This is a genomic window from Litoreibacter sp. GN1-5, assembly GCF_055693805.1.
Window position 1 is genome coordinate 529,345 of sequence record NZ_JBVFUP010000001.1, and the last position, 26,145, is coordinate 555,489.

Sequence of the window (26,145 nt, forward strand, 5' to 3'; positions counted from 1 at the left end):
TTCCTTTTGCTCACCTGAACGATAGCTACAAAGCGACCCTTACCCCAAGCTCGACTATTCAGATCTTACGTATAGTCAGTCAACTTCAGAGCCTTCTCGCTTTCTGCGTGTTCGAATGCATTATCATATGTCCGCACTTCTCCAGGTGATGCACCTTCATCGCGCAAGGCCTGTTTCCATTGCTTTGTTGTTATTTCAGCTATCTCAAATGCTCCTTGCCTAGCCGCGGTTGGTTCAAGATCGAAAAACTCACAGGCGTCCAGTGCGATATCGAGCGAGGCATCGAACGAACCGCCTTGAACGATACCCGTTTCCAAAATCCTGTGCCGTGACGGTGAGGGATTGATGTCGAACGCTGGTGACAGCCGCCATCTGTCTCCACCCGCGTAAATAAAGCCGTGGTTTTTCAGGTGATCGTCTTTGTTCGACACGAGGATGGTGAAGACGATCCGCCGCCAGAGCTCATGCAGGTCATCCACGGGCTTGCTGGAAATCTGCCGGATCACATCGGCGATATCCGTGTAGTAGCCGCCTTCGTCGCCCTGCCAGTCCAGCGCGGTTCTCGCTGAAATATAGGGGATGCGCGTCTCGCCGCGGCGGTCGAACCGCCGTATGAGCGCGATCGGGCTGTCACTGTCCCGCAATTCCAGCTTCGCCTCGGCAACCCGCAGTCCGCACATGGCTGCGAGTTTCAAGGTGGCGACCTCGGCGCGTTCGATCGGTTTCGTATCCTGTGCGGAGGTGAACTTCGCAATCCAGAGGTGGCCATCGCCCTCGACATTGGCCTTCGGGCGCGCACCACCAAGCGATCCGGCGACACCGGCCAGATCACGCGCCTCTTCCTCTGCGCCACTGGGATCGCGCTCGAACCGCTGGGCAAGCCCACGCAACCGTTCAAGTTCGACCAAACGCGGGATCGGAGGCGTTAGGTCGGACAGCGGCTCCATGTCTTCTCCGAGAAACCGTAACGCGCCCTGCCGTGTGCGGTCATCGGACAGCACCAGATAATCGAACTCGCTGAGACCTCCACCGAGCGCCTTGGTCATCAAAGCCCGCCCCCACGAATCCGGCGCAGCGTCGGCAAAGCATCCGGACAATGCCGAACGCTTGTCCTCCTTGCCGGTGCTGAAGTGGCTGCCTTCACGTAGCGGCAATCCGGGCGACAGCGCGAAACGGTCAGGTGCGATCAGCCATTCGTAGGCATATTCAAACTGCGAATGCTGACGCCGGCCGTCACTCTCAAAGCGTAGACGGCCGACGACACGCTTACCTTCCCCAAGGGCGACGATCGCTTCCGGCATCAGAAACCGACCCCTTCATCATCATCATCGCTGTCAGAGACGGGTTGAGATTGGCCTTTCTTGCTCACAGTCTGACCGGTTGTTCGCTTGCGGTCGATCCGCTTGGGAAGCGCCTCTTTGTCGAGAAGCAGGCCAGTATCGTCTGAGCCAGCATCAAGAAAATCGGATATGCGGTCGATCTCACCAAGGACGAGACAGGCCATCGCCAGCGTGCCAATGCTCACGCCATCATCGCCCTTTTCGAGACGCGCGATCGTGCTTTCGGACACACCGACCCGTTCCGCGAAACCCTTCACGGAGATCCGGCGCTTCAAACGTGCAGTCTTGACGTTCGAACCCATGGATTCAAGTGCTCGTCGTGCGCTTACTGAGTTTACCTTAACCGCCATATTTGACGTCCAATATATATTTAACCGTCAAATATGACTGTTAGAGCAAAAAGCGTTTCAAAGCAACCTCGCGCTAGGGGGCCGCCCGATAGTCATGCTGTGTCCGAAATATGTAGCATGCTTCGGACACGTCTTCCCGAGTGTTGTGCCGGAGGTTTGATGCCGTCGACTAGAGACCATGCCCCCGAATGATCGACAAGTTCCGACGATCTGCAGCTGTAACTCATATTCTTAAGTCCGGGCATGGTGCGGACATCGCAACATGTTTCCGCAAGACCACGCATCCGCCTCCGACCGATTGAAAGCCTGGACCTCGCCGCTCAGGGAACCGCGAGATACCAATCCTCCCACTTCACGGCCTGAAGCTGGAGTTTTTGTATCGCCGAGAAGCACAGGTGGGCGTCGCCCTGCGGGCCGGGCTGTCGGCAGAGCGGAAGCCCCGATAGGTCTTATGACATGAAGCTCAAGGTCATTTGACGTTCCACAGAACGACGCTGGAGCGGGTAACGGGAATCGAACCCGTAACTGAAGCTTGGGAAGCTTTCGTGATACCTTTTCACCATACCCGCGCTGGATGTGAGCTATGCGATGGTTCGGGCATCGTCAAGAGGTACGGCGGCGTCTTCGGCGGTTGGGTGTCTCACCACCACCTGTGTTGAAGTTGACATCGGGCAGGGTGACGATTGAATTCAGGATGGGAAATGGTTCGACCGCGTTGGGGATGTTTGAAGCGTTGACAAAATGTTCCTGAAAGCGGGGCTCGATGGCTGTTTCAATCTTGTGGATGCTCTGGACTGTAGCTTCAATATCGCGTCGGGCTTTGGTGTTCAGCAGAGCGATGCGTGCGCCTGTGCCAGCGGCATTACCAGCACTTGTGACCTTGTCCAGCGGAGCATCTGGGATCATGCCAAGAACCATCGCGTGTTTCGGCGAGATATGCGCGCCGAACGCGCCAGCCAGAACAACGCGGTCGACTTTATCGACGCCGAACTTATCCATCAGCAGCCGTGCGCCGGAATAGAGCGCGGCTTTGGCCATCTGTATTTCGCGGATATCGCGGTTGGTCACAGTGATTTTGCGGGCCTCATCCTCCCAAACGAGGTAGCTGTAGGTCCGGCCGTCCTGAAAACAGCGTGCGGTGCCAGTTTGCTCGGGCGAGCCGATCAAACCGGGACCATCAAGCAGACCTGCAAGACGCATCTCTGCCACCATCTCGATGATACCGGAGCCGCAGATGCCGGTGATGCCTGTGGTTTCGACCACATCGTCAAAACCGGCCTGATCGGACCACAGATCAGACCCGATGACCTTGAAGCGCGGCTCCTTCGTGGTGGGGTCTATCTCGACCCGTTCGATAGCGCCGGGGGCTGCGCGCTGCCCGGAACTGATTTGAGCCCCTTCAAAGGCAGGCCCGGTCGGGGACGAGCAGGCAAGAACCTTTTCCCTGTTCCCAAGCAGGATTTCAGCGTTGGTGCCGACATCAACCACAAGGACAAGATCGTCGGATTTGTCAGGGGCTTCTGACAGGGCGACCGCAGCGGCGTCCGCGCCCACATGCCCTGCGATACAGGGTAGGATATAGACGCGGCTTGCTGGGTTGAGCTTCAGCGAGAGATCCGTTGCCCGAAGGTTGAGCGCATCCGAGGTGGCAAGTGCGAAAGGCGCCTGACCCAGCTCAAACGGGTCAATGCCCAGCAATAGGTGGTGCATGACCGGATTGCACACCAAAACAACGTCCATGATATATGCGGGATCAATTTGGCCTTCCCCAGCGATGTCCGAAATCAGGGTGTTGATCCCGTCGCGCACGGTTTTGGTCATTTCCAGATCGCCGCCGGGGTTCATCATCGAATAGCTGACGCGGCTCATCAGGTCTTCGCCGAAACGGATTTGCGGGTTCATGATGCCAGCGGACGCTGTGATCTCCCCCGTTTGCAGATCGCATAAATGAGCTGCAATAGTGGTGGAGCCGAGGTCTATGGCAAGACCATAGATGGAGCCTTCATAAAAGCCGGGCCACAGGTGAATAATGCGGTTTTCTTCAAGGTGGACAGCGCAGGTGATTTTCCAGCCGCCCTTACGAAGAGTTGGTTGAAGACCGCGTAGAATAGAAAAATCAGCGGTCAGGTGTGGTAGTTGCCAGTCGGCACGCAGCGATTTGATCAGACGTTCAAGATCACCGGAGGGATCGTGCATATCGGGCTGCTCGACCTCGACATAAAACAGCTTGATCGCGGGGGCCATGGTGATGTCGCGTGCCTCGGCGCGTTTACGCACGACCTGACGGTGAACCTGTGAACTTTCGGGCACGTCTATGACGACGTCATCTTGGATGGTGGCCTGACACCCAAGGCGGCGGCCTTTTTGCAAGCCGCGCTTGTCGTCATAACGTTGCTCAACACTGTTCCATTCTGACAACGCGTTTTCCTGAACGCTCACGCCATGTTTGGAAAATTCACCATAAGAGGGCGTAATTTGACATTTTGAACAAATCCCGCGCCCGCCACAGACAGAATCCAGATCCACGCCCAGTTGCTGTGCAGCGGTCAAAACGGGCGTACCAACTGCGAACCGCCCGCGTTTGCCGGAAGGGGTGAAAATAACGAGAGGATCGGCCATGAGATCTGCCTTTGCTTACCTGCTGTCGGTTTTAGGACTTGCCCGCGTGGATGCAATGACGTTCTGCGGTGTCGGCGGGGCTGTCTGTGTTGCAGTTTGCTTTTTGCAAAGCCTATTCACGATTTTTCTACGAAAAATCGTACAAGATACTTGATAAAGAGTTCTTTAACAAACAACGCGCAGGCCGCCTTTGTTGCAAATAACGATCAGCTGGCCACCGCATTCTATCATATGAAATCCGCGCTTGCGCACCTCGGCCTCAAATTTCTTACGTCCAACTTCGCGTTCGACCCATTTGGCAGAGCGCCTGACAACACCGCCGGTGCGGGCGGCTTTGGCGCTGAAAACCAGACGGACCCACCCGTCGGGATCAATGCGATTCTTGAAATCTTCCATCAACCGTAAAAGACCTGACAAAACTTAACCTTCGGTTATGCTCTGCGACGTCTTCGCCCGCCAGCACGTCCGCCTCGCTCTGCGGCGGCTGATCCATCAGCGTTGGTGGCTTTGTTGAATGCGATCCATGCAGATCCTGATGGATCCTGATCCATCAGGAAATTCGCGGCACGAATGGCTTCCATTTCTTTGCCGGGGCGCGGTTTTGTTGAGCCCATTCCGGTAAGCTGTGCAAGGATTTCAGGATCAATATCTTCCGGCACGATAATGCCGGCCGCCGCCAATGCATCGCGTTTTTCCTTCAATTTCAGCGGGCCAACTGGCAAAGCAATCGGGTTCATGATGGCAGACGTCATGCCAGCCGTCATTGCCATGGGCAGAAAGGCATTGTTGATGCCGTGTCGGTTCGGCAGACCGAAGCTGATATTTGACGCGCCGCATGTGGTGTTTACCCCAAGTTCTTCACGCAAACGACGCACAAGCGTAAAGACTTGTAGGCCCGCAGTGCCCATCGCGCCAACGGGCATAACAAGCGGGTCGACGACAATATCATGGGCCGGGATGCCAAAATCGGCAGCACGTTCAACAATCTTCTTTGCAACCGCAAAGCGGATGTCCGGGTCTTCCGAAATGCCTGTATCGTCGTTCGAGATTGCCACGACCGGCACATTGTACTTCTTAACAAGAGGAAGGACGAGCTCCAGACGTTCTTCCTCACCCGTGACCGAGTTGAGCAGGGGGCGACCCCAGCGGCTGCAAGACCATTTTCCAAGGCGCCTGGGACAGATGAGTCGATGCACAGAGGAACGTCCACAAGCGCCTGCACGCGCTCGATCATTTCTTTCATCAAAGGGGGTTCGACGAAATTATTGTCAGCGTAGCGCGGGTCTTCGGCCATCTTATTGGTAAAAACGGCACCGGAATTGACATCCAGCACATTCGCTCCGGCGGCAACCTGTGCTACGGCGTCCGCTTCGACAGTGGAAAAGTCACCTTGTTCCAGCTCTGCGGCCAGCTTTTTGCGACCGGTTGGATTGATCCGTTCTCCAATGACGCAAAAGGGTTCATCAAACCCTATTACAACGGTTTTTGTTTTTGATTCCAGAATGGTGCGGGTCATTATTGATCTTTCTCTGCAGCTGGAATGGCGGAGGTGCCGCCGTTTTCGATTGCCCATGTGGCATTGGTCTTGATCCCGCCAAGGGGAAAGAAATGCACGGCCTCGATATTGAAGTCAGGGTTCGCAGCTTTATGCGCTGCGAGTTCGGCCAAGAATGTATCAGGCGTATAGGGCAACAGAAGTTTTGTAACATCCATAGCGCGCTTTTGCAGCACTTTCAGAGAAGGGCCGACGCCGCAGGCAATAGCGAATTTGATCAGCGTTTGCAGTTTGGCAGGACCAGCTGCACCAATATGGATTGGCAATGTGATACCCGCGTCGCGCAGCGCATCCACCCATGCGATCACTGGCTTGGCATCAAAGGCAAATTGCGTTGCCAGCGCCATATGCGCATCTGTTGTGTCCGAGAATTTCTGCTTCCACAGAAGAGCTTCCTCAACATTTTTCATAGACCCATCGGGATCAATGTCGCGGTTGCCTTCCGGGTGGCCGGCGACATGAAGCCGTACGAAATTGCCAAATAAACCTGTCTCAAGAAGCTGCATAGAGCTGTGGAAAGCGCCGTGCGGTTCAGCCACGCCGCCTGCAAGTAGCAGCGCCTGATCGACACCGGCTTCGCCTTGATAGCGGGCGATCCAATCAGCAAGTTTATCGCTATCCTTGATAATCCGCGCAGGGAAATGGGGCATCACCTTGTAGCCGTCTTTTGCAAGGCGGGCGGCGGTTGCAACCATGTCTTCGATCGGTGTGCCGTCGATATGGGCGATGTAGACTCGCGTTCCTTCCGGCAGCAGCTCGCGGAAATCTTCGACTTTTTCTGCTGTTCTGGGCATGACCTCGATGGAATAGCCTTTGAGAAACGCTTCAAGATCGCCATTCGTAGTTGGTTCGACCGTGCGTTTGAAATTCAGAAGTGCCATCAGCCTGCTCCTTATATGCTCAAACCGCATTGCCGTCATTGGCGATCAGCGCCTTGATCTTCTCTGCGTCATATTCTGTATCCAGACGTGCAGCTTCGGCTTTTGCGACATCTTGGGGTCCCCCTCGACGCTGTAGGCAGGCGCTTTGCGCCAGTCTGCCATATAAGCGTCTGCGTCTTTGGCCCCAATTTTCATAGCAACACGGTCTATTGCTTGTTCAAACCGTTCAGGCAGGGGCATTTTGGCCCCGCGTCGGCCTTTGCCAACGATAATTTGTGCAGGAATGTCGCGCCAGTAAACGATCGTCACGTCGGGCATTTTGTTTCTATTCCTCTCAGAACTTTAGATCAGCCTAGAGCAACATAAATGCAGCTACCGGACAATTTCGACAATCCCGCGTCATGTTGCGACGTGAGCATCCATATGGATTATCGTGTGATGTCGGATGAGGCTATAGGGGCTGACCTTCAAATATCTCATAAAATTTATGAAATCTGGTGATCACAAAACTTGCGTCAGAACAGACCTGTGTTTACCTTGTGGATAAATCAAGTTTTTGAAAGGCCCAAGCGTCATGGCGGATAAATCGCCACATAGCGCGGGCCCGTTTGTAAAACCGGGGCTGGCCCCGGTCGCGCGGCCCGCACACGACTTGCCACCTTTGGGTGAACCTGACCCGGCTGATCTGTATGCAGCGCTGGATCTGGGGACCAATTCCTGTCGGATGCTGATTGCGCAACCGAAAGGCAGCCAATTCCATGTGGTCGATAGTTTCTCAAAATCCGTGCAACTTGGCGCGGGTCTTGAGGCATCGGGTCTTCTAAACCGCGGTTCTATGGCCCGCACGGTGGGTGCATTGAAAATCTGCCAAAAGAAGCTGCGCCACCATAATGTGCGACGTATGCGGCTGGTTGCAACCGAAGCGTGTCGGCGCGCAACCAACGCATCTGAGTTCATTAAACTGGTGGAGCGGGAAACGGGGCTTGCCCTTGAGATTATTGAGCCCGAGGAAGAAGCACGTCTGGCGGTGATCAGTTGCGCGCCACTGGTGTCAGTGAAAACAGAACAATTGTTGGTGGTTGATATTGGCGGCGGTTCGACTGAATTGGTCTGGATCGATCTGTCCCGCGTACCACGTGTCGACCGGCCAAGGGCGATTATGCGGCTGCATACGGGGTTTGATCCGAAAGACAGCAGCTTCCCGGCAGCGCGGGTGGTGGATTGGATCTCCGTGCCTTTGGGCGTGGCAACCCTGCGCGATCAGTTCAATGATGTGAATGATGATGCAGCAGGCTTTGCCCTGATGAGCTGGTTTTTCGAGGAAAACCTGTCGGAATTCACGCCTTATCACGAGGTTGATCAGGTGCGCGAAGGATTTCAGATTATCGGCACCTCTGGCACAGTAACGACTTTGGCTGCCAGCCATCTGGGGCTAAAACGCTATGATCGCAACAAGGTGGATGGGTTGCGGATGACCTCGGATCAGATTGATCATGTGATCCAGAGCTATCTGCATATGGGTCCGGAAGGGCGTCGCGCTGATCCGCGTATCGGTAAGGACCGGCAAGCCCTGATCATGTCAGGAGCGGCTATTTTACAAGCCCTGCTTCGGGTCTGGCCAACGGACCGTTTGTCTGTTGCGGATCGTGGGCTGCGCGAAGGGTTGCTTTATGCTCAGATGAGTAGCGACGGTGTGCTGGAAGAAGGGCCTTATTGATCCAGCGGTTTGATCGTGTAAGGGATGCCTTCAACAAGACTATATCTACAAAGATGGAAAGCCCGAAGTGATGGCCAAGAAGACGACACGCAATACAAGCGGGCGCGGGCAGCGCGATCTGACGGTCAAGGTCAAGACCGCCCGTGGGCGCAGCTTGTCCTCGACCCGTTGGCTGGAACGGCAGCTCAATGACCCTTATGTCAAGCGCGCCAAAGCAGAAGGCATGCGGGGGCGGGCGGCTTACAAGATCCTTGAGATTGACGATAAGTACCGGTTTTTATTACCCGGCGCGCGGGTGGTTGATCTGGGATGCGCGCCTGGTGGCTGGTGTCAGGTCGCCGTCAAGCGGGTGAATGCTTTGGGCGAACGCGCCAGCAAAGCGCAAGGCTACGTTCTTGGGATCGATTTGCAAGAGGTCGACCCGATTCCAGGGGCAGAATTGCATGTCCTCGACTTTATGGAAGATGGGGCTGATCAAAAGGTCAAGGACTGGCTGGGCAGTAAGGCAGATGTGGTGATGAGCGATATGGCTGCGGCAAGCTCGGGTCATAAGCAGACTGACCACTTGCGGATCATTGCATTGTGTGAGGTCGCAGCACATTTTGCCTTTGACGTACTGGAAGAAGGTGGGACGTTTGTTGCAAAAGTTCTGGCCGGCGGCGCAGAGGGTGATTTGCAAAAATTGCTAAAGCAGAAATTTACCAAAGTGGCGAATTTCAAGCCACCTGCAAGCCGGTCTGACAGTTCCGAGAAATTTGTCGTGGCCACCGGGTTCAGGGGCTAAGACTTTTTGCAGGTGAGGTAGGTGGTCGATACCGGAACGCTTTACACTGTGAGTGGCACCAGATACCCCAACGGCACCGACCAAAGGCAGGTCTATTGTATGCTTATGTCAGTATTATTGTCCGGTTATGATTATATTGTGTCCACAATGGCTGGTTTTGGACAAGAATCTTGGGTTTTGTTCTGAAATGGCCTTAATTGGTTCCTTCTTATAAACATGAAGTGATATTTACTTTGATGCATTTGCTTCGCGTTTTAACCGCCCGAGTTCTCGATCAAGGGCATTGAGAAACTGCGATCGGTCTTTAGCAGAAAAAGGCGCAGGGCCGCCTGTCTGCTCTAACCCGGCCCGCAGATCGGCCATGATCGCGCGCGTGGCGATGGCACCGCCGATATTAGCGGTGGTAAAAGGTTTGCCTGCTGGGGACAGAACTGTCGCGTCTTTTTCAAGGCATCGGCCTGCCAGCAAAATATCCGCTGTGACCACCAATGTTTGCGCATTGCTGTGCTCGTAAATCCAGTCATCGGCGGCGTCGAACCCGTCTGATACCATCTGCATCGAAATGAGCGGATGTGCGGGCGTGCGCAGGTAGCTATTGGCCACCAGTGTAACAGGAACTTTAAGGCGGTAGGCCACCTTGTATATTTCCTCTTTCACAGGGCAGGCATCGGCATCGACCAGAATAGAAAGAGGCATGAAGGCTCCGTTTATGTGACAAGGTTAGCTCTGCCATAAAATACGACCTTTCGCACCACCCCAATCCATGTAATAGGAAACTGCCAAACGAGCACCTCCCAAGGAGAGACCCATGGAGATTCGCGAGGCCCTGACTTTTGATGATGTTTTACTTGTGCCGGGGGCATCGAATGTGCTGCCATCAACGGCAGACACCCGCACTTTTGTGACCAAATCAGTGGCGATGAATATTCCGCTGCTCAGTTCCGCCATGGATACAGTAACAGAGGCGCGCATGGCGATTGCCATGGCTCAGGCCGGTGGCATAGGGGTCGTGCATCGCAATCTTGGGGTCGACGAACAGGCACAACAGGTGCGGCGGGTCAAACGATTTGAAAGCGGGATCGTCTATAACCCGATTACACTGACTGCGGATCAGACACTGGCAGATGCCAAGGCATTACAGGACCGTTATAATGTGTCGGGCTTTCCGGTTGTTGAACAAGACGGGCGTGTCGTGGGGATTGTGACCAACCGGGATATGCGGTTTGCAAGCGATGACAAGACGCCTGTGAAAGCAATGATGAGCGCAGATAACTTGGCAATGCTGCGCGAACCTGCGGATCTGGCCGAGGCGAAAAGCCTGATGCGGGCCCGCCGGATTGAAAAGCTGTTGGTTGTGGATGGGGAAGGACGTCTAACGGGCCTTCTGACGATAAAGGATATCGAACAGGCGGTGCTGAACCCCCATGCCTGCAAAGATGATCTGGGGCGCTTACGGGTCGCTGCAGCGACCACTGTGGGCGATGCCGGGTTCGAGCGATCCGAAGCATTGATCGACGCAGGCGTCGATCTGATTGTGATCGATACCGCGCATGGCCATTCCGAAGGGGTCGGGCACGCTGTGGAACGGGTCAAGAAGCTGTCCAATCAGGTGCAGGTTGTGGCTGGCAACGTGGCCACGGGCGAGGCGACGCGGGCGCTGATCGGGTCCGGGGCGGATGCTGTGAAGGTTGGTATCGGGCCGGGCTCGATCTGTACGACACGGATGGTAGCGGGTGTCGGTGTGCCGCAGCTGACAGCGATCATAGATTGCGCGCAGGCGTCGGGCAGTGTCCCAGTGATTGCGGATGGTGGAATCAAGTTCTCGGGTGATTTTGCCAAGGCGATAGCGGCGGGTGCATCCTGTGCCATGGTCGGATCTATGATCGCCGGGACGGATGAAAGCCCCGGCGAGGTGATCTTGTATCAGGGGCGCAGTTTCAAAAGCTACCGTGGTATGGGCTCGCTTGGGGCTATGGCGCGGGGCTCGGCGGATCGATATTTTCAGAAGGATGCCGCCAGTGACAAGCTGGTCCCTGAAGGGATCGAGGGGCAGGTGCCCTATAAAGGCTCCGCAGGCACTGTCATCCATCAACTGGTTGGCGGTCTGCGGGCCGCCATGGGGTATACTGGCGCTGCTACGATTGCTGATCTGCACGGTCGGGCGAATTTCGTGCGGATTACAGGTGCGGGGCTGCGCGAAAGCCATGTACATGATGTCCAGATCACGCGGGAATCGCCGAATTACCGTGTTGGTTAAATGACGCCCGCCGCGCGGCTGTCAGCCGCGATTGAAGTGTTGGATGCCTATTTAGGGGGGCAGCCAGCCGAGAAAGCCTTGACCAACTGGGCGCGCGGGTCACGCTATGCAGGCTCCAAGGACCGGGCGCAGGTGCGTGACATCGTGTTTGACTGTTTGCGCTGTCGCAGGTCCTTTGCAGCGCGCGGCGGGGCCGAGACGGGCAGAGGATTGGTTCTTGGATATGCGCGGATGCAGGGGCTCGATTTGGACGAGATGTTCAGCGGTGAAGGCTACGCGCCTTCAAAGCTGAGCACGGGTGAGCGTATCGAGGCCAAAGAGCTGCCCGAAAATGCTGCGCTGGATTGCCCAGAGGTTCTGGCAGAAGATCTGCGCCGGTCTCTGGGGAATGAGTTTGCACCTGTAATGGCGGCTTTGCAGCATCGTGCATCCGTGTTCTTGCGTGTCAATCTGTCGGGTTGCTCGGTCGATGCCGCGATTGCCGTTCTTGCGCAAGACGGGATCATGGCGGAGCCTCATGATCTGAGTGATGCAGCACTGATCGTGACCGAAAACCCCCGCAGGATCAAACAGAGCAAGGCTTTGGCACAAGGTTTGGTCGAGTTGCAGGATGTGGCATCTCAAGCGGTATGTGCCTGCCTGCCAATGGATCGCGGCGCGCGTGTGCTGGACTATTGCGCCGGGGGTGGGGGCAAGTCGCTGGCATTGGCTGATCGCGGTGCGGGGCAGGTTTTTGCCCATGATGCCAATATTTCCCGCATGTCTGATCTTTTGCCACGCGCGGCCCGGTCCGGCGTCAACGTGACAATTCTGGACAGTCAGCAAATCTCCGCAGAGGCTCCGTTCGATCTGGTGTTGTGCGATGTGCCGTGCTCGGGCAGTGGGACGTGGCGGCGTGCCCCCGAAAGCAAATGGCGCCTGAGCCGTGATATGCTGGATGAGTTGTTGCGGACGCAGGCCGATATTCTCAACACAGCAAGTCAGTTCGTCGGGCCGTCAGGCGGTCTGGCCTATGTAACCTGTTCGCTGCTTGATCTGGAAAACCAGTGCCAGATCAACGGGTTCCTGTCCCAAAACGCGGATTGGGCTTTGCAATTTCAACGCCACTTCACCCCGTTGGATGGTGGGGATGGGTTCTATGTGGCGTATTTGACGCGTAAGAATATGTACTGACGGCGTATATCTATGCAATTTTTTGTGGTATTAATCTCGCGTTAACTCTTTTGCCAGACGGTTTGTTGCGCAGTATTTTGAAGGCTGCTTTTTATATTTTGCAGCGAAGTTGGATACCATTTTGACGAGAACAATTCAGTCATTTGCCGCTCATATGCCTTTGTTGATGTTGGTTTCGGCGGCCTTGCTGTTGAGCAGCTTTTTTACATCAAACCCACACATATCCGTTGGTGTCCTTATTACGGGTGCCGCCCTTGCCGGTGTTGCTTTAGGGCTGTTCTTTCTGAGCCGAAAAAACAGGCCTGATGCGAATTGCCGCCAACTTGCGGATGTGATCGCGCATGATATGCGCGCCGTGGTCATCACGGATTTTTCAGGCAAGATCTTTGTGCATAATCGTGCTGCCCGTGACCGATTGGGGGACTTGCAGGACAAAGCGCTGGAACAGGCCTTGGATGGTTCAATCAGTAAGCCGAATGCACTTTTATTCCGCTTGCAACAAAAAGCGATACGGCAAAAAGCGGCGCATGAAGAGGTTGCAACGGCTCAGGGGCGGTGCCTGATTGCCGTACATGAAGTTGCACCGGATTTCCTGTTCTGGTCGTTTGAAGATGCGACGGAGCGTGATAGCAGCGCGTCGCGTAAGGCCGAAAAGATCAGTTTGCCAATGATGGTTGCGGATAGCTCTGGTGCGATCACATTCATAAACGACGCCATGCACGCCCTTGTGGGCAGACACCCCAAAACGCTCAATGATCTGTTCACAGATGTTCCTACTCGCTCGGGTTTGATCACCAACTTGACCGGGGCAAAAAGCCCCATTTCCGTGCGGGTTGTAATGGTGGAGTGCACCAAAAGTGGGCGGTGTGAGTATTTCTTCGTGCCGGTCGGCAATGAAACCGGGGCAATAACGCCGCTGAACCTTCTGGAAGATTTCCCGGTGGCGCTGGTCAAGATTTCGCCCAATGGTGTCATTTTGGAAGCAAATCTTCAGGCGCGTGATTTGATGGGCTTGCACCGCAAAGGGGGGAGCGTTTGCAGGATCTGGTCAGTGGTCTGGATCGCCCGATTGAAGATTGGCTGAAAGACGCAACCGAAGGGGGCTCACTGCATAAGCCGGAAATTCTGCGCTCTAATGCCAGGGACGAGGATGTGTTTCTTCAGATCACTCTGGGGCGCGTTATTGAGGGCGGCGAAGTGTCCCTGATGGCAATCGTCAATGATGCGACTGAACTAAAGTCGCTTGAGGCGAAATTTGTCCAAAGCCAGAAGATGCAGGCTATTGGCCAATTGGCGGGCGGCGTGGCCCATGATTTCAATAACCTGCTGACGGCCATTTCAGGGCATTGTGATCTGCTGATGTTGCGCCATGATCCGGGCGATCCGGATTACGGTGATCTGGAACAGATCAACCAGAACGCCAATCGTGCGGCTGCACTTGTGGGGCAGTTGCTGGCATTTTCACGCAAGCAGAACCTGCAATTGGAAGTATTGGACATGCGCGACACGCTGGCTGATCTTGCGCATCTTTTGAACCGGCTGGTCGGTGCGCAGATCACGTTGCGTCTGAACCATGATCCCCATCTTATGCATGTGCGCGCAGATCGGCGTCAGCTGGAACAGGTGATCATGAACCTTGTGGTGAATGCGCGCGATGCCATGAACGGCACGGGCGAGATTTCTATCGAGACGCTTAATATGAGGTTGAAAAGCGACCTGAGCCGAGACCGCGCCATTGTACCACGTGGCGATTATGTGCTGGTCAAGGTCTCGGACACAGGCAGCGGTATTCCGGCTGACAAACTGGCAAAGGTGTTTGAACCGTTCTTTACGACGAAACAGACAGGTGAGGGTACCGGGCTGGGCTTGTCCACGGTCTATGGCATCATCAAGCAATCGGGCGGATATATCTTTGTGGACAGTGAAGTCGGAAAGGGGACGGCTTTCACGATCTATTTTCCAACCCATGACAAACCGGCCGTTGCCGAGGCAAAGCCTCTTGAGGCACCCAAACCTGTTATTGAGGCGGGCGTTGCCGAAGGCGTGATCCTTCTGGTGGAAGACGAAGCCCCGGTGCGGGCCTTCGCAAGCCGTGCCCTGCAACTGCGCGGCTACCATGTGCTAGAGGCAGAACATGCAGAACGGGCATTGGAAATTCTGGAAGATCAGAGCCTTGTCATCGATCTGGTTGTCACCGATGTAATGATGCCCGGCATGGATGGTCCCACTTGGGTCAAAGAGGCGCAAAAGACGCGACCGGATCTACGGGTTGTCTTTGTATCAGGCTATGCGGAAGACACATTTGGCGATGACAAAGCCATGATTCCCAATTCGGTATTTTTGCCAAAACCGTTCTCACTTAGCGAATTGACAGCAACGGTCCGTGCGCAATTACCTGATACGAAAAGCTAGGTTGGTTTTATAGTGTCACCCGAACGAAAGAGGCCCTTCATCCAACGCAGCATGGATTTGAAAGTCTAAAGCGAAGCGACCCCGAAATTGTGCTTCCAGCGCTGGATCAAGAGGAATGTTGATGTCATGCGTCTGGTTTATCAGAGGGATATCAACGCTAGTCCTGAGGCGCTTATTCATGAATTTTATAAAATGATGCATCCGTTCATATTGAAACAGATGATGGATCAGCAGATCGCCTTCCTTATCCGTTACAAATGTAGCCTGTGCTCCGACTTTGGCAAAAGCGGGCTGTTGGTCTGACAGATATGCCTCGACGAATTCATCAAAGCTGATCCCGGCGGTGCTGTTGCGATGGTTCAAGATTTCTTTGCGCTGGCGGTAGCGATACCAGCTGTTCAGCCATGCAAGTGGATGGCGGATTACAGCAACGGTCTCAAGCGGCTCAAGGCCCGCCGTGTCAAAAATGCGGCGCCCCCGATGCTCAAACACCAGCGCATTCATATGTTTAACTTCAGGCGGGTGGCGCACAATCGTGCTGGCGCTGTCTTCAAAGCTTTGATGCATTGTTCGTGTCCCGGTCTTTGGGACCGCCAGATATGCCAGCCGTTGTTTATGAAAAATTAGCATGCTGATTTTTCTTCCGTTTCCCATCCCATGTAAACCCATCTTTAAGGTAAACCGGGAAAACTGGCTTTTGAAGTTTTAACTTGAAATGTTCTCCTTTTGATCTCATAAGTGAAAAAAGAACAAGAGGCGAACAAAAGCAGTCATTGCTGCCACTTCGGCGGTATGAAATAAGGAACAGATTACATGGCCACAGCGGAACTTCTTCAGATGAACGATAAGCGCGACGCGAACAAACAAAAGGCGCTCGACTCTGCGCTGGCCCAGATCGAACGGCAGTTCGGCAAAGGGTCAATTATGAAACTGGGCGACGGGAATGCCGTTCAGGAAATTGAAGCGACATCAACCGGATCATTGGGTCTGGATATTGCCCTTGGCATAGGGGGTTTGCCAAAGGGTCGTATCGTTGAGATTTATGGCCCCGAATCCTCGGGCAAAACCACTTTGACCCTGCATTGTGTTGCGGAAGAACAGAAAAAGGGCGGTGTTTGCGCGTTTGTCGATGCGGAACATGCGCTTGACCCGCAATATGCCCGTAAGCTTGGCGTCGATCTGGATGAGCTGCTGATCTCGCAGCCTGATACGGGCGAACAGGCGCTGGAAATTGTTGATACGCTGGTGCGTTCCGGTGCTGTCAGCATGGTCGTTGTAGATTCGGTTGCGGCATTGACACCGAAATCGGAACTGGAAGGCGATATGGGCGATTCAAGCGTCGGTGTGCATGCCCGCTTGATGAGCCAGGCTATGCGTAAACTGACCGGCTCGATTGCGCGCTCCAACTGTATGGTTGTGTTCATCAACCAGATCAGGATGAAAATCGGTGTGATGTTTGGCAGCCCGGAGACGACAACCGGTGGTAATGCGTTAAAATTCTACTCTTCCGTTCGGCTGGATATTCGCCGTATCGGCGCGATCAAGGATCGCGATGAAGTCGTCGGCAACCAGACCCGCGTGAAGGTAGTCAAGAACAAGGTCGCCCCGCCATTCAAGCAGGTGGAATTCGACATCATGTATGGCGAAGGCATCTCGAAAATGGGCGAAATTCTGGACCTTGGTGTCAAGGCTGGCGTGGTCGAGAAATCTGGCGCGTGGTTTAGTTATGGCGATGAACGGATCGGGCAGGGCCGTGAAAACGCAAAGACCTTCCTGAAGGAAAACTCAGCTATTGCGCTTGAACTGGAAGACAAAATCCGCGCCGCACATGGTTTGGATTTTGAAATGCCAGAAGGCGAAAAAGCTGCGACACCTGATGACGTGGATGGCCTGATCGAGAGCTGACCATTATGTTGCGTATGGGCCGTACCAACGGCCATGACGTAACGGTATGCTAAGACTAGTTTAGAAAAGGACGGCTTTAAGGGTCGTCCTTTTTTATTGCGGGTTCAGCAGTGGTGGACTCGCATAAGGCGCAGGGCTAAACCTGCACGAACAATGTAAAACGCCTGAGTGGACACCGAAATATGCCCAGCCTGAATGATATCCGGTCGACTTTCCTGAATTACTTCGAAAAGCAAGGCCATGCGATTGTTCCCTCCAGCCCGCTGGTGCCGCGCAATGATCCAACTCTGATGTTTGCCAACTCCGGCATGGTGCAGTTCAAAAACCTGTTCACCGGGGTCGAGACACGGGATTACAAACGCGCCACCACCGCGCAGAAATGTGTGCGAGCCGGCGGAAAGCATAACGATCTGGACAATGTCGGCTATACCATGCGGCATCATACGTTCTTTGAAATGTTGGGCAATTTCAGCTTTGGCGACTACTTCAAAACCGAAGCTATCCCCTTTGCCTGGGAGATGATCACCAAAGAACTGGATATCCCAAAAGATAAACTGGTCGTCACGGTTTACCACACTGATGAAGAGGCCGCTGATATCTGGAAAAAAGTTGCCGGGCTCAGTGATGACCGCATTATCCGTATCGCCACCGATGACAATTTCTGGATGATGGGGCCAACAGGTCCGTGCGGGCCATCGTCCGAGATTTTCTTTGATCATGGGGACCATATCTGGGGTGGCCCCCCGGCAGCCCCGAAGAAGATGGCGACCGGTTCGTGGAAATCTGGAACCTTGTTTTCATGCAATATGAGCAATTCGAGGACGGCACGCGCAAGGATTTGCCAAACCAGTCGATCGATACGGGCATGGGGATAGAGCGCGTCGCCGCGTTGCTGCAGGGCACGAATGACAATTACGCCACCGATCTGATGCGCGCGCTGATCGAAGCATCGGCCAATGCGACCTCCAGCGATCCTGATGGGCCCGGTAAAACGCATCATCGGGTGATCGCGGATCATTTACGCTCGACCTCGTTTCTGATCGCCGACGGGGTGATGCCGTCTAACGATGGTCGTGGCTATGTGCTGCGCCGGATCATGCGCCGTGCGATGCGCCATGCGCATTTGCTTGGGGCCAAAGACCCGGTGATGCACCGGCTGGTGCCAGCTTTGGTCGGCCAAATGGGCGGCGCCTATCCGGAATTAGGACGTGCGCAAGCCCTGATCGAAGAAACATTGCGGCTGGAAGAAACGCGGTTCAAACAGACGTTGGACCGTGGATTGCGCCTACTGGATGATGAACTGTCCGATCTGCCCGAAGAAGCCGATCTGCCCGGTGCTGCGGCGTTTAAACTTTACGACACATACGGTTTTCCGCTGGATCTGACGCAGGATGCGATGCGCGAAAAAGGGCGCGGCGTGGATACGGAAGGGTTCGATGCGGCTATGGCTGAACAGAGAGCCAAGGCGCGCGCCAGTTGGTCGGGCTCGGGCGAGGCTGCGGATAGCACAATCTGGTTTGATATTGCCGATGCGAATGGGGCCACAGATTTTCTGGGCTATGACACGGAACAGGCTGAAGGACAGGTGCTGGCCATCGTCAAAGATGGTGCGCTGATAGACAGCGCTTCGAAGGGCGAAACGGTTCAGATCGTGTTAAACCAGACGCCGTTTTATGCAGAAAGCGGTGGTCAGGTCGGTGACACGGGCGTGCTGAAAGGCGAGGGCGGTCAGGCCACCATCACTGATACACGCAAGACAGCGGATGTTTTCATCCATTTTGCGACCATTTCCGAGGGGCAGATTAACCTTGGTGACGGCGTGGAGCTCACCGTGGATCATGCCCGGCGCACTGCAATACGCGCAAACCATTCGGCGACGCACCTGCTACACGAAGCCCTGCGGGAAGCATTGGGGGATCACGTTGCACAGCGCGGATCGCTCAATGCGCAGGATCGGCTGCGGTTTGATTTCAGCCATGGAAAGGCGCTGAGCCTTGAGGAATTGGCAAAGGTAGAGACGGATGTAAACGCCTATATTCGCCAGAATAGCCCTGTCGAGACGCGGATCATGACGCCTGACGATGCCCGCGACATCGGCGCGCAGGCCTTGTTCGGTGAGAAATATGGTGATGAGGTTCGCGTCGTATCCATGGGACGGGCCGAGACAGGAAAGGGGCTGGATGGGCAGACTTACTCGATCGAATTATGCGGTGGCACACATGTCAGGCAAACCGGCGATATAGGTGTGTTTGTAACGCTTGGCGACAGTGCCTCCAGCGCTGGCGTGCGTCGGATCGAGGCGCTGACAGGGGATGCCGCCTTCCGCTACCTACGGGATCAGGACCATCGTTTGGCGCAAGTTGCGCTGGCGCTGAAAGCACGCCCGGAAGATGTGGGCGACCGGGTCAAAACCTTGCTGGATGAACGCAAGGCGCTGAGCAACGAGATTGCACAACTGCGCCGGGACATGGCGATGAGCGGTGGTGGAGCGGCAGAGACACAAGACAAAGAGATCAACGGCGTGTCGTTTTTTGCGCAAAGCGTGTCAGGCGTCAGCGGTCGAGATTTGCCCGCATTGATTGATGAACACAAGGCGCGCATGGGCTCTGGCGCGGTGCTATTGCTTGCCGATGCAGACGGTAAGGCCGCTGTGGCGGCTGGCGTGACCGATGATTTAACCCCCAAATTGTCAGCCGTTGATCTGGTCAAGGCAGCGGTGACTGAACTTGGAGGCAAGGGGGCGGTGGCAGGCCTGACATGGCGCAGGGTGGCGGACCGAGCCTACAAAATGCAGATGCGGCTATTGTCGCCGCAGAAAATGTGATCGGAGGATAGAATGGGTGCATTATGGATCGCACATGTAAAAGTCACGGACCCGGATAGCTACATGAAATATGCCGAGCTTGCGACCGGAGCTATTGCAGAACATGGCGGCACATTTATTGTGCGCAATGGCACGTATGAACAGCTTGAAGGCAATGATCGCGCCCGCAATGTTGTCGCGCGGTTCCCAAGCCTGCAGGTAGCCCATGACTGTTATTATTCAGATGCTTATCAGGCTGCGCTGAAGTTTGCAGAGAATGCTGCCGAACGTGATTTGGTCATTGTCGAGGAACTGGACTGATTTACCGCTCGGGGATCAGCCCTCGCGGGCTGAACCGCAGAACCAACAACAAGATGACCCCCATAGTCAGCAGCCGCATATGGGCGGCTGCGTTAATCAGGTGATCTTTCAGCCAATACCCATCAGACATGCCGGCTGTGATCAGGCTCATCAAACCTAGACCAAGGGGTTCGACCTGCACCCATAGGAACCAGATCAAAAACCCACCCAGGACTGCGCCAAAATTATTGCCGGACCCGCCGACAATCACCATCACCCAAATCAGAAACGTGTAGCGCAGCGGTTGGTATGTGCCCGGGGTCAGTTGCCCATCCAGTGTGGTCATCATTGCACCTGCAATACCGCAGATCGCGCTGCCCAGAATAAAGACCTGAAGGTGGCGGGCGGTGACGTCTTTGCCCATCGCTTCTGCGGCGACCTCATTGTCGCGGATGGCACGCATCATCCGGCCCCATGGGGAATTCAGCGCCTTCTGTGCCAGCCAGAGCAGGATCAGCAGCACCGCCGTGAACAACACCGCATAGCCAAGTTTGACAGTCAGGGTTGAGGCAATCGTTGGCTCAAGCCCGAAAGAGGCTGCGCGGGCGACGAAATCAGGATCGTTTTGCAGGTCAATCTCGTAAGGAACGGGGCGGGGCAGGCCGATCACGTTCTTGACCCCCGTGACAGCCAATCCTCGTTTTTCAGGAAGGCGATAATAATTTCTGCAATGCCAAGGGTTGCAATCGCCAGATAATCGGACCGCAGACCAAGTGCGGTTTTGCCAATAGCCCAGGCTGCCCCGGCAGCGAGAAGGCCGCCCACAGGCCATGCAAGCAGAACCGGAAGCCCCATACCGCCAAGATAGCCACTTATAGCGGGGTTTATCGCCTCGATTGCAATGACAGCTGGATCAAACAGGAAACGGTAGATGTAAAAGCCGATCCCCAGTGTGGCGAGTATCGAAAGGGTGCGTATCCGTCCTGGCGTCATGCGTTTGTAGAGCGTTATAGCGGTTGCAATTGTCGCAGCACCTGCCAGCAGTGCGATGATCGCCCGCCCCCGCCAGCGGACCACGCGCCCGGTGTGACTGGCATACTGACAAGAACGGTGGCCAACCCGCCAAGGGCGACAAAGCCCATGACGCCAACATTGAACAGGCCCGCAAAGCCCCATTGCATATTTACCCCAAGGGCCATGATGGCCGAGATCAGCCCCATGTTGAGGATCAACACAGCAGTGTTCCAGGACTGGATAAAGCCGGTCATGATGATCAGGAAGGCCACGAAACCAAACAGGAAAGCATCGCGCAGGGTCATACGGATTGTCCTTTGAACAGGCCGGTCGGTTTGATTAGCAACACAATTATCAAGATCGCAAAGGAAACGGCGAATTTGTAATCGGTGGACAGCAGTTGCAACAACCCATCCGGTGCCAACGCATCGGGCAGAATATAGCCTGCGACTTTCTTGAAGGCATAGGTCATCGTAACTTCGGAAAATGCAATGACGAAGCCCCCGGCAATAGCCCCCAGTGGATTGCCCAGACCGCCAACAATGGCGGCTGCAAAGATTGGTAAAAGCAGTTGAAAATAGGTGAAGGGTTTGAAGGATTTATCCAGCCCGTAAAGCGTGCCCGCAATCGTTGCCAAGGCCGCGACGATCAACCAGGTGTAAAGCACCACCCGTTCCGGGTTGATGCCAGACAGCAGGGCAAGGTCTTCATTATCGGAAAACGCGCGCATTGATTTCCCGGTACGGGTTCGGTTGAGGAACCAGAACAGCACGGCAACCACAATAACAGCCGTCACCAGAGTGATCCCTTGCGTGGTGCGAATGGCTATGCCTTCATTCAGTCCGGTCATCTCTTTGAAGGTCCGGGCCGAGATGATGAAGCGTTCTCCGTCCAGAAACTTCTGGTCGTTTGGGCCGATGATGAAACGCACCAACCCATTCATGATGAACATAACGCCCAGCGACGCCATAACGAAGACAACAGGTTTGACCCGCTGGCGGCGGTAAAAACGATAGACCAGCCGGTCGGTGCCAAGCAGAAAAACCCCGGTTACAACAATCCCGAACGGCAAGGCCAGAAGGGCGGTGGGCAGCGGGCCAAGACTAAGACCCGCATTCTGAAATCCCCATGTGAACAGAATAACGGCCATTGTCCCGAAGGCCATCGTATCGCCATGGGCAAAGTTGGAAAACCGTAGGATTCCATAGACCAGTGTGACACCCAGAGCCCCAAGCGCCAGCTGTGCCCCATAGGCGATACCGGGAACGAGCACAAAATTGGCAAGTGCTGCAAATGCATTGAGCAGGTCGATCATAGAATATCCTCGCACCGCCCGCTATAAACGCGTTTTGCATCGCTTTGCGTTGGCTTGCTGAGTTGTGCCTTGCCGTCCCGTTCAATATGCAGCTCAGCACTGTCTGTGCCAAACTGGATTGTGACGCTTTCATCTGCATCGTTGAATACATAGTTGCCGTCGTTGTGGTAACTTGGCTGTTTGGGCAAAAAACTGTTCCAACGGTTTAGATTGCTGCGAAATTGCCGCGCGACAGGATCACCTGCCACCAGATCAGCGTCACCCATAACCAACAGCTGATTACGCCCGCCTGCATAAGCTTCAAGCGGGCCGCGCGGGGTGTTGGTTGCGATCATACGCTTGTCGATCGTCTCGCAGAACAGCGCACCAAAGCAGGTTTCGGTGAAGACGCAACCAAAACTGCGCGCATCTGCCGGTGTCCCAACGCAAAGAGCCAAAATGAAAACTGTTCTGATCATCCGCTATTCGACCTCACACGCGCCCAGGTAGCCCACCATCAGAGGCCCGTCGTAAATATGCGTTGAATAGCGCGCAAACCCACTGGCCACATGAGTTAAAACATGAAAGGCGCTGTCGGTGACGCCCACATATACCCGCACCGCGTCGCTGCCACCGATACTGACGGGGATCGTTTCCGCATCAGTTGTCATCTCGCCATCTGCGATGCTCAGATCGAAACTTGTTTCGGAACATGCCTCTGCCTCGAAACATTCCGTCGTGAAATTACACTGAGTGGCCGCCATAGCAGAGGGCGCAATAAACATGCCTGCAATCGTAACTGTTGCCCAAAGGCTTTTGCGTATAGTCATTGTCATCCTCCAAGAAAGCTCTTGCGGACATCCGGGTCAGCCAGAAGGGCAGCCCCTGTGTCCGTATAGCGGTTGCGGCCTTGCACCAGCACATAGCCTTTATCCGCAATCTCAAGGGCTTGCCGTGCGTTTTGTTCTACCATCAGGATACTGATCCCGGTGCGGGCAACCTCGATAATTCGATCAAACAGTTCATCCATCACGATAGGGGATACGCCGGCGGTTGGCTCATCCAGCATCAGAACCTTCGGCTGGGTCATCAATGCACGACCAACGGCAACCTGTTGGCGTTGACCGCCCGACAGTTCCCCCGCGGCCTGTGCGCGCTTGTCTTTAAGGATTGGGAACAGGTGATAGACCTGTTCCATCGTACCGGAAATATCATCACGACGCAGGAACGCGCCCATCTCCAGATTTTCCTCGACGGTCATGGATGTGAAAATGTTTGAGGTCTGCGGCACGAAAGCCATGCCTTTGGCCACGCGGTTCTGCGGTGACAGCGCCGTGATGTCTTCGCCCGCCAGCCGCACCGCACCAGAACGGACCGTCAACATACCAAAAACAGCTTTCATTGCGGTAGATTTGCCAGCACCATTTGGGCCAACGATCACGGCAATCTCGCCTTCGTTCACGGCAATCGTACATTCATGCAGGATATCGGGGCCTGTGCCGTAACCACCAGACATGGTGTCGCCAATCAGGAATGGCTCACTCATCAAATTTTCCAAAATACTTCTGCCAAGGGCTCCACCGATGATACCTCATCCCGCCGCAACCTTGTTTTTTAGTCCCGTTCCTAGATAAGCTTCGATTACCTGCTCATTCGCTTTGATCTCGTCCAGCGTCCCTTCTGCCAGAACGCGCCCTTCGGCCATGACGATCACCGGATCACAGAGTCTGCCGATGAAATCCATATCATGTTCAATCACGCAGAACGTGTAACCGCGTTCCTTATTCAAACGGATAATCGCGTCGCCGATGGTGTTGAGAAGCGTGCGGTTCACCCCCGCGCCGACCTCGTCCAGAAACACGACTTTGGCGTCAACCATCATGGTGCGGCCCAGTTCCAGCAGTTTCTTCTGCCCACCGGATAGGTTGCCCGCGCGTTCATCAGCCAGATGATCAATTGTCAGAAATTCCAGCACTTCATCGGCCTTGGCGGCCAGACTGCGTTCCTCCTCGGCAATGTGGCTGCGACGGAACCATGTGTTCCAAAGCGTTTCACCGGATTGACCGCCGGGGACCATCATCAGGTTTTCGCGCACGCTCATGCTGGAAAACTCATGGGCGATCTGGAACGTGCGGAGCAACCCTTTCGAGAACAGCTCATGCGGGGGCAGGCCAGTGATATCTTCACCTGCCATTGTCACGCTACCCGATGTCGGGGGCAATACACCCGCGATCACGTTGAACAAAGTTGTTTTTCCAGCACCATTTGGGCCGATCAGTCCTGTGATGGACCCCTGTTCAATCGACAGAGATGCGCCATCAACAGCATGAAAGCCACCGAAATGCTTGTGGATATTATCAACTGTGATCATCGATGCCTTTCACCAAAACAGCCCAGAGCGTGTCCGGGCTGTTTCAAGAGTTTATGTATGGGCTTTAACGATACTGGACCGTTTCCATCTTGCCACCTTCAAACTTTAGCTGACGGAAGCTGCCTGCGGATTCGCCCGGGCCGATCAACTCAACCGCCGTTGCGCCGACATAGTCCACTTCGCCGCCGTCTTTCAGGATTTGCAGGGCTTTGGCCAGCTCACCCGGATAGATCAACTCGCCCGGTGCATTGGCCACATCCATTACCTTTTCTTTGTAATCGGCAGACTCTGTTGAACCGGCCGCTTGTATGGCCAGCATGATCAACGCTGCGGCGTCGTAGCTTTCGCCCGTGTATGGCGAAGTGGTGTCGAACTTATCGCCAACCATTTCTGCGAACTTGTCTACGCCGGGGTTGTCAGAGCCAGGAACCTGCCCGGTGGAGCCATCGATTTCAGAGCCGAAATTTTCTTCCAGCTTTGCGCCAATCATCCCGTCGGGGAAGTGGAATGTATCAAATGCGCCTGCATCCAGTGCTGCGCGCACGATGCCTGATCCGCCCTGATCCACATAGCCCGCGACAACCAGACGCTCGCCCCCAGCAGAGGCCAGTGCGCCGACTTCGGCGGAATAGTCCGCCTTGCCGTCCTCATGGGCCGCCGTGATAGTGACTGTGCCGCCTGCGGCTTCGAAAGCGGCTTTAAACAGATCCGCCAGCCCTTTGCCATAGTCGTTATTGGTGTAGGTCAGCGCGACTTCCTTAACGCCTTCTTCCATCAGCACCTCGGTCATGATCACGCTTTGGCGTGCATCCGATGGAGAGGTGCGGAAGAACAGCCCGTTATCTTCGGCTTCCGACAGGCCCGGTGATGTGGCAGAGGGCGAAATCATCACGATGCCATTGGGTAATGCGACATTGGCCAGAACCGCGCCTGTTACGCCGGAACAATCCGGCCCCATCAGACCTTTGACGCCATCAGATGTGATAAGCCGTTCCGCTGCAGCCGTGGCAGCTGCGGAATCGACGCATGTGCTGTCTGCGCGCACGGCTTCCACTTTGGAGCCGTCCAAGAACAGCCCGGACTCGCTGACTTCGGCCATGGCCAGTTCAGCCCCGTCACCCATTGATGGTGTCAGCGATTCAATAGGACCGGTGAAGCCCAGAATAACGCCAAGTTTTATATCTTCCGCATAGGCCGCGCCAGAAACGAGAACACTTGCGGCAGAGGCAAGTAGCAGCTTTTTCATTTTTGATCTCCCTGATCAACTTTTGTTATCGGCGCGAGATTATGCTGTAGTTTTTGAAAAGAAAAGCCTTCACGCATGATGTTCGGCGAAGCGGTGAAGGCTCACGTCTGTGTGTTCGCCACCC

General features: G+C 55.0%; 21 protein-coding genes, 1 tRNA gene and 4 pseudogenes. 9 read left to right on the forward strand and 17 right to left on the reverse strand.

Translation table 11 applies throughout. From position 1 onward, the window contains the following. Positions 1-65 precede the first annotated feature (65 nt). The 8 genes and pseudogenes from ACZ1HF_RS02685 to ACZ1HF_RS02720 form a co-directional block, all read right to left on the reverse strand. The gene (locus ACZ1HF_RS02685) at positions 66-1,301 is read right to left on the reverse strand and encodes a type II toxin-antitoxin system HipA family toxin (protein ID WP_472656059.1); all 1,236 of its coding nucleotides are present in this window, start codon (positions 1,299-1,301) and stop codon (positions 66-68) included. Continuing rightward, positions 1,301-1,690: a helix-turn-helix transcriptional regulator gene (locus tag ACZ1HF_RS02690; RefSeq protein ID WP_472656060.1), complete on the reverse strand. Its 390-nt coding sequence runs from the start codon at positions 1,688-1,690 to the stop codon at positions 1,301-1,303. The genes ACZ1HF_RS02685 and ACZ1HF_RS02690 overlap by 1 nt, the downstream gene beginning before the upstream one ends. Positions 1,691-2,185: 495 nt before the next feature. Continuing rightward, positions 2,186-2,259, reverse strand: a tRNA-Gly gene (locus tag ACZ1HF_RS02695). A gap of 34 nt (positions 2,260-2,293) precedes the next feature. Continuing rightward, positions 2,294-4,309 (reverse strand): ASKHA domain-containing protein, encoded by a 2,016-nt coding sequence (locus ACZ1HF_RS02700; RefSeq protein ID WP_472656061.1) that lies wholly within the window; start codon positions 4,307-4,309, stop codon positions 2,294-2,296. A gap of 165 nt (positions 4,310-4,474) precedes the next feature. After that, the gene (locus ACZ1HF_RS02705) at positions 4,475-4,705 is read right to left on the reverse strand and encodes an N-(5'-phosphoribosyl)anthranilate isomerase (RefSeq protein WP_472656062.1); all 231 of its coding nucleotides are present in this window, start codon (positions 4,703-4,705) and stop codon (positions 4,475-4,477) included. A gap of 35 nt (positions 4,706-4,740) precedes the next feature. Then, positions 4,741-5,825: pseudogene (locus tag ACZ1HF_RS02710) on the reverse strand (methyltetrahydrofolate cobalamin methyltransferase). Beyond that, positions 5,825-6,745 carry a methylenetetrahydrofolate reductase gene (locus tag ACZ1HF_RS02715; protein WP_472656063.1) on the reverse strand — a complete coding sequence of 307 codons (921 nt, stop codon included), beginning with the start codon at positions 6,743-6,745 and terminating at the stop codon, positions 5,825-5,827. Before ACZ1HF_RS02715 ends, ACZ1HF_RS02710 begins: the two are co-directional and overlap by 1 nt. Before the next feature lie 19 nt (positions 6,746-6,764). After that, positions 6,765-7,063: pseudogene (locus ACZ1HF_RS02720) on the reverse strand (virulence factor). 256 nt (positions 7,064-7,319) lie between these two features. On the opposite strand from ACZ1HF_RS02720, the gene ACZ1HF_RS02725 reads away from it, so the two are divergent. Further along, positions 7,320-8,462 (forward strand): Ppx/GppA phosphatase family protein, encoded by a 1,143-nt coding sequence (locus ACZ1HF_RS02725; protein WP_472656064.1) that lies wholly within the window; start codon positions 7,320-7,322, stop codon positions 8,460-8,462. A 70-nt stretch (positions 8,463-8,532) separates the two neighbouring features. After that, a complete protein-coding gene (locus tag ACZ1HF_RS02730) occupies positions 8,533-9,246 on the forward strand; it encodes an RlmE family RNA methyltransferase (protein ID WP_472656065.1) in 714 nt (237 codons plus the stop codon). A gap of 228 nt (positions 9,247-9,474) precedes the next feature. Here the strand turns inward: ACZ1HF_RS02730 and ACZ1HF_RS02735 are convergent, their stop codons facing one another. After that, the gene (locus ACZ1HF_RS02735; RefSeq protein WP_472656066.1) at positions 9,475-9,942 is read right to left on the reverse strand and encodes a YaiI/YqxD family protein; all 468 of its coding nucleotides are present in this window, start codon (positions 9,940-9,942) and stop codon (positions 9,475-9,477) included. Between the two features lie 112 nt (positions 9,943-10,054). On the opposite strand from ACZ1HF_RS02735, the gene guaB reads away from it, so the two are divergent. From guaB to ACZ1HF_RS02755, 4 genes are all read left to right on the forward strand, one after another. After that, entirely contained in the window at positions 10,055-11,503 is a 1,449-nt protein-coding gene (guaB, locus tag ACZ1HF_RS02740; RefSeq protein ID WP_472656067.1) for an IMP dehydrogenase, read from the forward strand. Next, on the forward strand, positions 11,504-12,676 hold the full coding sequence (locus tag ACZ1HF_RS02745) for an RsmB/NOP family class I SAM-dependent RNA methyltransferase (RefSeq protein ID WP_472656068.1): 1,173 nt from the start codon (positions 11,504-11,506) through the stop codon (positions 12,674-12,676). Between the two features lie 121 nt (positions 12,677-12,797). Then, a complete protein-coding gene (locus tag ACZ1HF_RS02750) occupies positions 12,798-13,760 on the forward strand; it encodes a hypothetical protein (RefSeq protein WP_472656069.1) in 963 nt (320 codons plus the stop codon). Continuing rightward, complete coding sequence (locus ACZ1HF_RS02755) at positions 13,712-15,088, forward strand: ATP-binding protein (RefSeq protein WP_472656070.1); 1,377 nt, start codon at positions 13,712-13,714, stop codon at positions 15,086-15,088. Before ACZ1HF_RS02750 ends, ACZ1HF_RS02755 begins: the two co-directional genes overlap by 49 nt. A 15-nt stretch (positions 15,089-15,103) precedes the next feature. Here ACZ1HF_RS02755 and ACZ1HF_RS02760 read toward each other — a convergent pair whose 3' ends face one another. Then, positions 15,104-15,655, reverse strand: coding sequence for a gamma-glutamyl kinase (locus tag ACZ1HF_RS02760; RefSeq protein ID WP_472656071.1), 552 nt, complete (start codon positions 15,653-15,655; stop codon positions 15,104-15,106). 246 nt (positions 15,656-15,901) lie between these two features. Here ACZ1HF_RS02760 and recA point away from each other — a divergent pair, with 246 nt between their 5' ends. From recA to ACZ1HF_RS02775, 3 genes and pseudogenes are all read left to right on the forward strand, one after another. Further along, complete coding sequence (gene recA / locus ACZ1HF_RS02765; protein ID WP_472656072.1) at positions 15,902-16,993, forward strand: recombinase RecA; 1,092 nt, start codon at positions 15,902-15,904, stop codon at positions 16,991-16,993. 182 nt (positions 16,994-17,175) lie between these two features. Beyond that, positions 17,176-19,828: pseudogene (alaS, locus tag ACZ1HF_RS02770) on the forward strand (alanine--tRNA ligase). 1 nt (position 19,829) lies between these two features. After that, on the forward strand, positions 19,830-20,117 hold the full coding sequence (locus tag ACZ1HF_RS02775) for a DUF1330 domain-containing protein (protein WP_472656073.1): 288 nt from the start codon (positions 19,830-19,832) through the stop codon (positions 20,115-20,117). Position 20,118: 1 nt separating this feature from the next. Here the strand turns inward: ACZ1HF_RS02775 and ACZ1HF_RS02780 are convergent. The 7 genes and pseudogenes from ACZ1HF_RS02780 to ACZ1HF_RS02810 all read right to left on the reverse strand — a co-directional run bounded on the left by ACZ1HF_RS02780 (position 20,119) and on the right by ACZ1HF_RS02810 (position 26,021). Continuing rightward, positions 20,119-21,415, reverse strand: a pseudogene (locus ACZ1HF_RS02780) (branched-chain amino acid ABC transporter permease). Beyond that, complete coding sequence (locus ACZ1HF_RS02785; protein WP_472658966.1) at positions 21,412-22,422, reverse strand: branched-chain amino acid ABC transporter permease; 1,011 nt, start codon at positions 22,420-22,422, stop codon at positions 21,412-21,414. The pseudogene ACZ1HF_RS02780 and the gene ACZ1HF_RS02785 overlap by 4 nt, the downstream one beginning before the upstream one ends. Then, positions 22,422-22,883, reverse strand: a complete 462-nt coding sequence (locus ACZ1HF_RS02790; RefSeq protein ID WP_472656074.1) for a hypothetical protein — start codon at positions 22,881-22,883, stop codon at positions 22,422-22,424. Before ACZ1HF_RS02790 ends, ACZ1HF_RS02785 begins: the two co-directional genes overlap by 1 nt. 3 nt (positions 22,884-22,886) lie before the next feature. Then, positions 22,887-23,234, reverse strand: coding sequence for a hypothetical protein (locus ACZ1HF_RS02795; RefSeq protein ID WP_472656075.1), 348 nt, complete (start codon positions 23,232-23,234; stop codon positions 22,887-22,889). Between the two features lie 2 nt (positions 23,235-23,236). Continuing rightward, a complete protein-coding gene (locus ACZ1HF_RS02800) occupies positions 23,237-23,950 on the reverse strand; it encodes an ABC transporter ATP-binding protein (protein ID WP_472656076.1) in 714 nt (237 codons plus the stop codon). A 45-nt stretch (positions 23,951-23,995) separates the two neighbouring features. Continuing rightward, on the reverse strand, positions 23,996-24,775 hold the full coding sequence (locus ACZ1HF_RS02805; RefSeq protein WP_472656077.1) for an ABC transporter ATP-binding protein: 780 nt from the start codon (positions 24,773-24,775) through the stop codon (positions 23,996-23,998). A gap of 64 nt (positions 24,776-24,839) precedes the next feature. After that, complete coding sequence (locus ACZ1HF_RS02810) at positions 24,840-26,021, reverse strand: ABC transporter substrate-binding protein (RefSeq protein ID WP_472656078.1); 1,182 nt, start codon at positions 26,019-26,021, stop codon at positions 24,840-24,842. Between the last annotated feature and the right edge of the window lie 124 nt (positions 26,022-26,145).

Excerpts from the sequence above, each read along its gene's own strand:
- ACZ1HF_RS02685 (WP_472656059.1), bottom strand. The coding sequence starts at position 1,301 with ATGCCGGAAGCGATCGTCGCCCTTGGGGAAGGTAAGCGTGTCGTCGGC.
- ACZ1HF_RS02690 (WP_472656060.1), bottom strand. The coding sequence starts at position 1,690 with ATGGCGGTTAAGGTAAACTCAGTAAGCGCACGACGAGCACTTGAATCC.
- ACZ1HF_RS02700 (WP_472656061.1), bottom strand. The coding sequence starts at position 4,309 with ATGGCCGATCCTCTCGTTATTTTCACCCCTTCCGGCAAACGCGGGCGG.
- ACZ1HF_RS02705 (WP_472656062.1), bottom strand. The coding sequence starts at position 4,705 with ATGGAAGATTTCAAGAATCGCATTGATCCCGACGGGTGGGTCCGTCTG.
- ACZ1HF_RS02715 (WP_472656063.1), bottom strand. The coding sequence starts at position 6,745 with ATGGCACTTCTGAATTTCAAACGCACGGTCGAACCAACTACGAATGGC.
- ACZ1HF_RS02725 (WP_472656064.1), top strand. The coding sequence starts at position 7,320 with ATGGCGGATAAATCGCCACATAGCGCGGGCCCGTTTGTAAAACCGGGG.
- ACZ1HF_RS02730 (WP_472656065.1), top strand. The coding sequence starts at position 8,533 with ATGGCCAAGAAGACGACACGCAATACAAGCGGGCGCGGGCAGCGCGAT.
- ACZ1HF_RS02735 (WP_472656066.1), bottom strand. The coding sequence starts at position 9,942 with ATGCCTCTTTCTATTCTGGTCGATGCCGATGCCTGCCCTGTGAAAGAG.
- guaB (WP_472656067.1), top strand. The coding sequence starts at position 10,055 with ATGGAGATTCGCGAGGCCCTGACTTTTGATGATGTTTTACTTGTGCCG.
- ACZ1HF_RS02745 (WP_472656068.1), top strand. The coding sequence starts at position 11,504 with ATGACGCCCGCCGCGCGGCTGTCAGCCGCGATTGAAGTGTTGGATGCC.
- ACZ1HF_RS02760 (WP_472656071.1), bottom strand. The coding sequence starts at position 15,655 with ATGCATCAAAGCTTTGAAGACAGCGCCAGCACGATTGTGCGCCACCCG.
- recA (WP_472656072.1), top strand. The coding sequence starts at position 15,902 with ATGGCCACAGCGGAACTTCTTCAGATGAACGATAAGCGCGACGCGAAC.
- ACZ1HF_RS02775 (WP_472656073.1), top strand. The coding sequence starts at position 19,830 with ATGGGTGCATTATGGATCGCACATGTAAAAGTCACGGACCCGGATAGC.
- ACZ1HF_RS02790 (WP_472656074.1), bottom strand. The coding sequence starts at position 22,883 with ATGATCAGAACAGTTTTCATTTTGGCTCTTTGCGTTGGGACACCGGCA.
- ACZ1HF_RS02795 (WP_472656075.1), bottom strand. The coding sequence starts at position 23,234 with ATGACTATACGCAAAAGCCTTTGGGCAACAGTTACGATTGCAGGCATG.
- ACZ1HF_RS02800 (WP_472656076.1), bottom strand. The coding sequence starts at position 23,950 with ATGAGTGAGCCATTCCTGATTGGCGACACCATGTCTGGTGGTTACGGC.
- ACZ1HF_RS02805 (WP_472656077.1), bottom strand. The coding sequence starts at position 24,775 with ATGATCACAGTTGATAATATCCACAAGCATTTCGGTGGCTTTCATGCT.
- ACZ1HF_RS02810 (WP_472656078.1), bottom strand. The coding sequence starts at position 26,021 with ATGAAAAAGCTGCTACTTGCCTCTGCCGCAAGTGTTCTCGTTTCTGGC.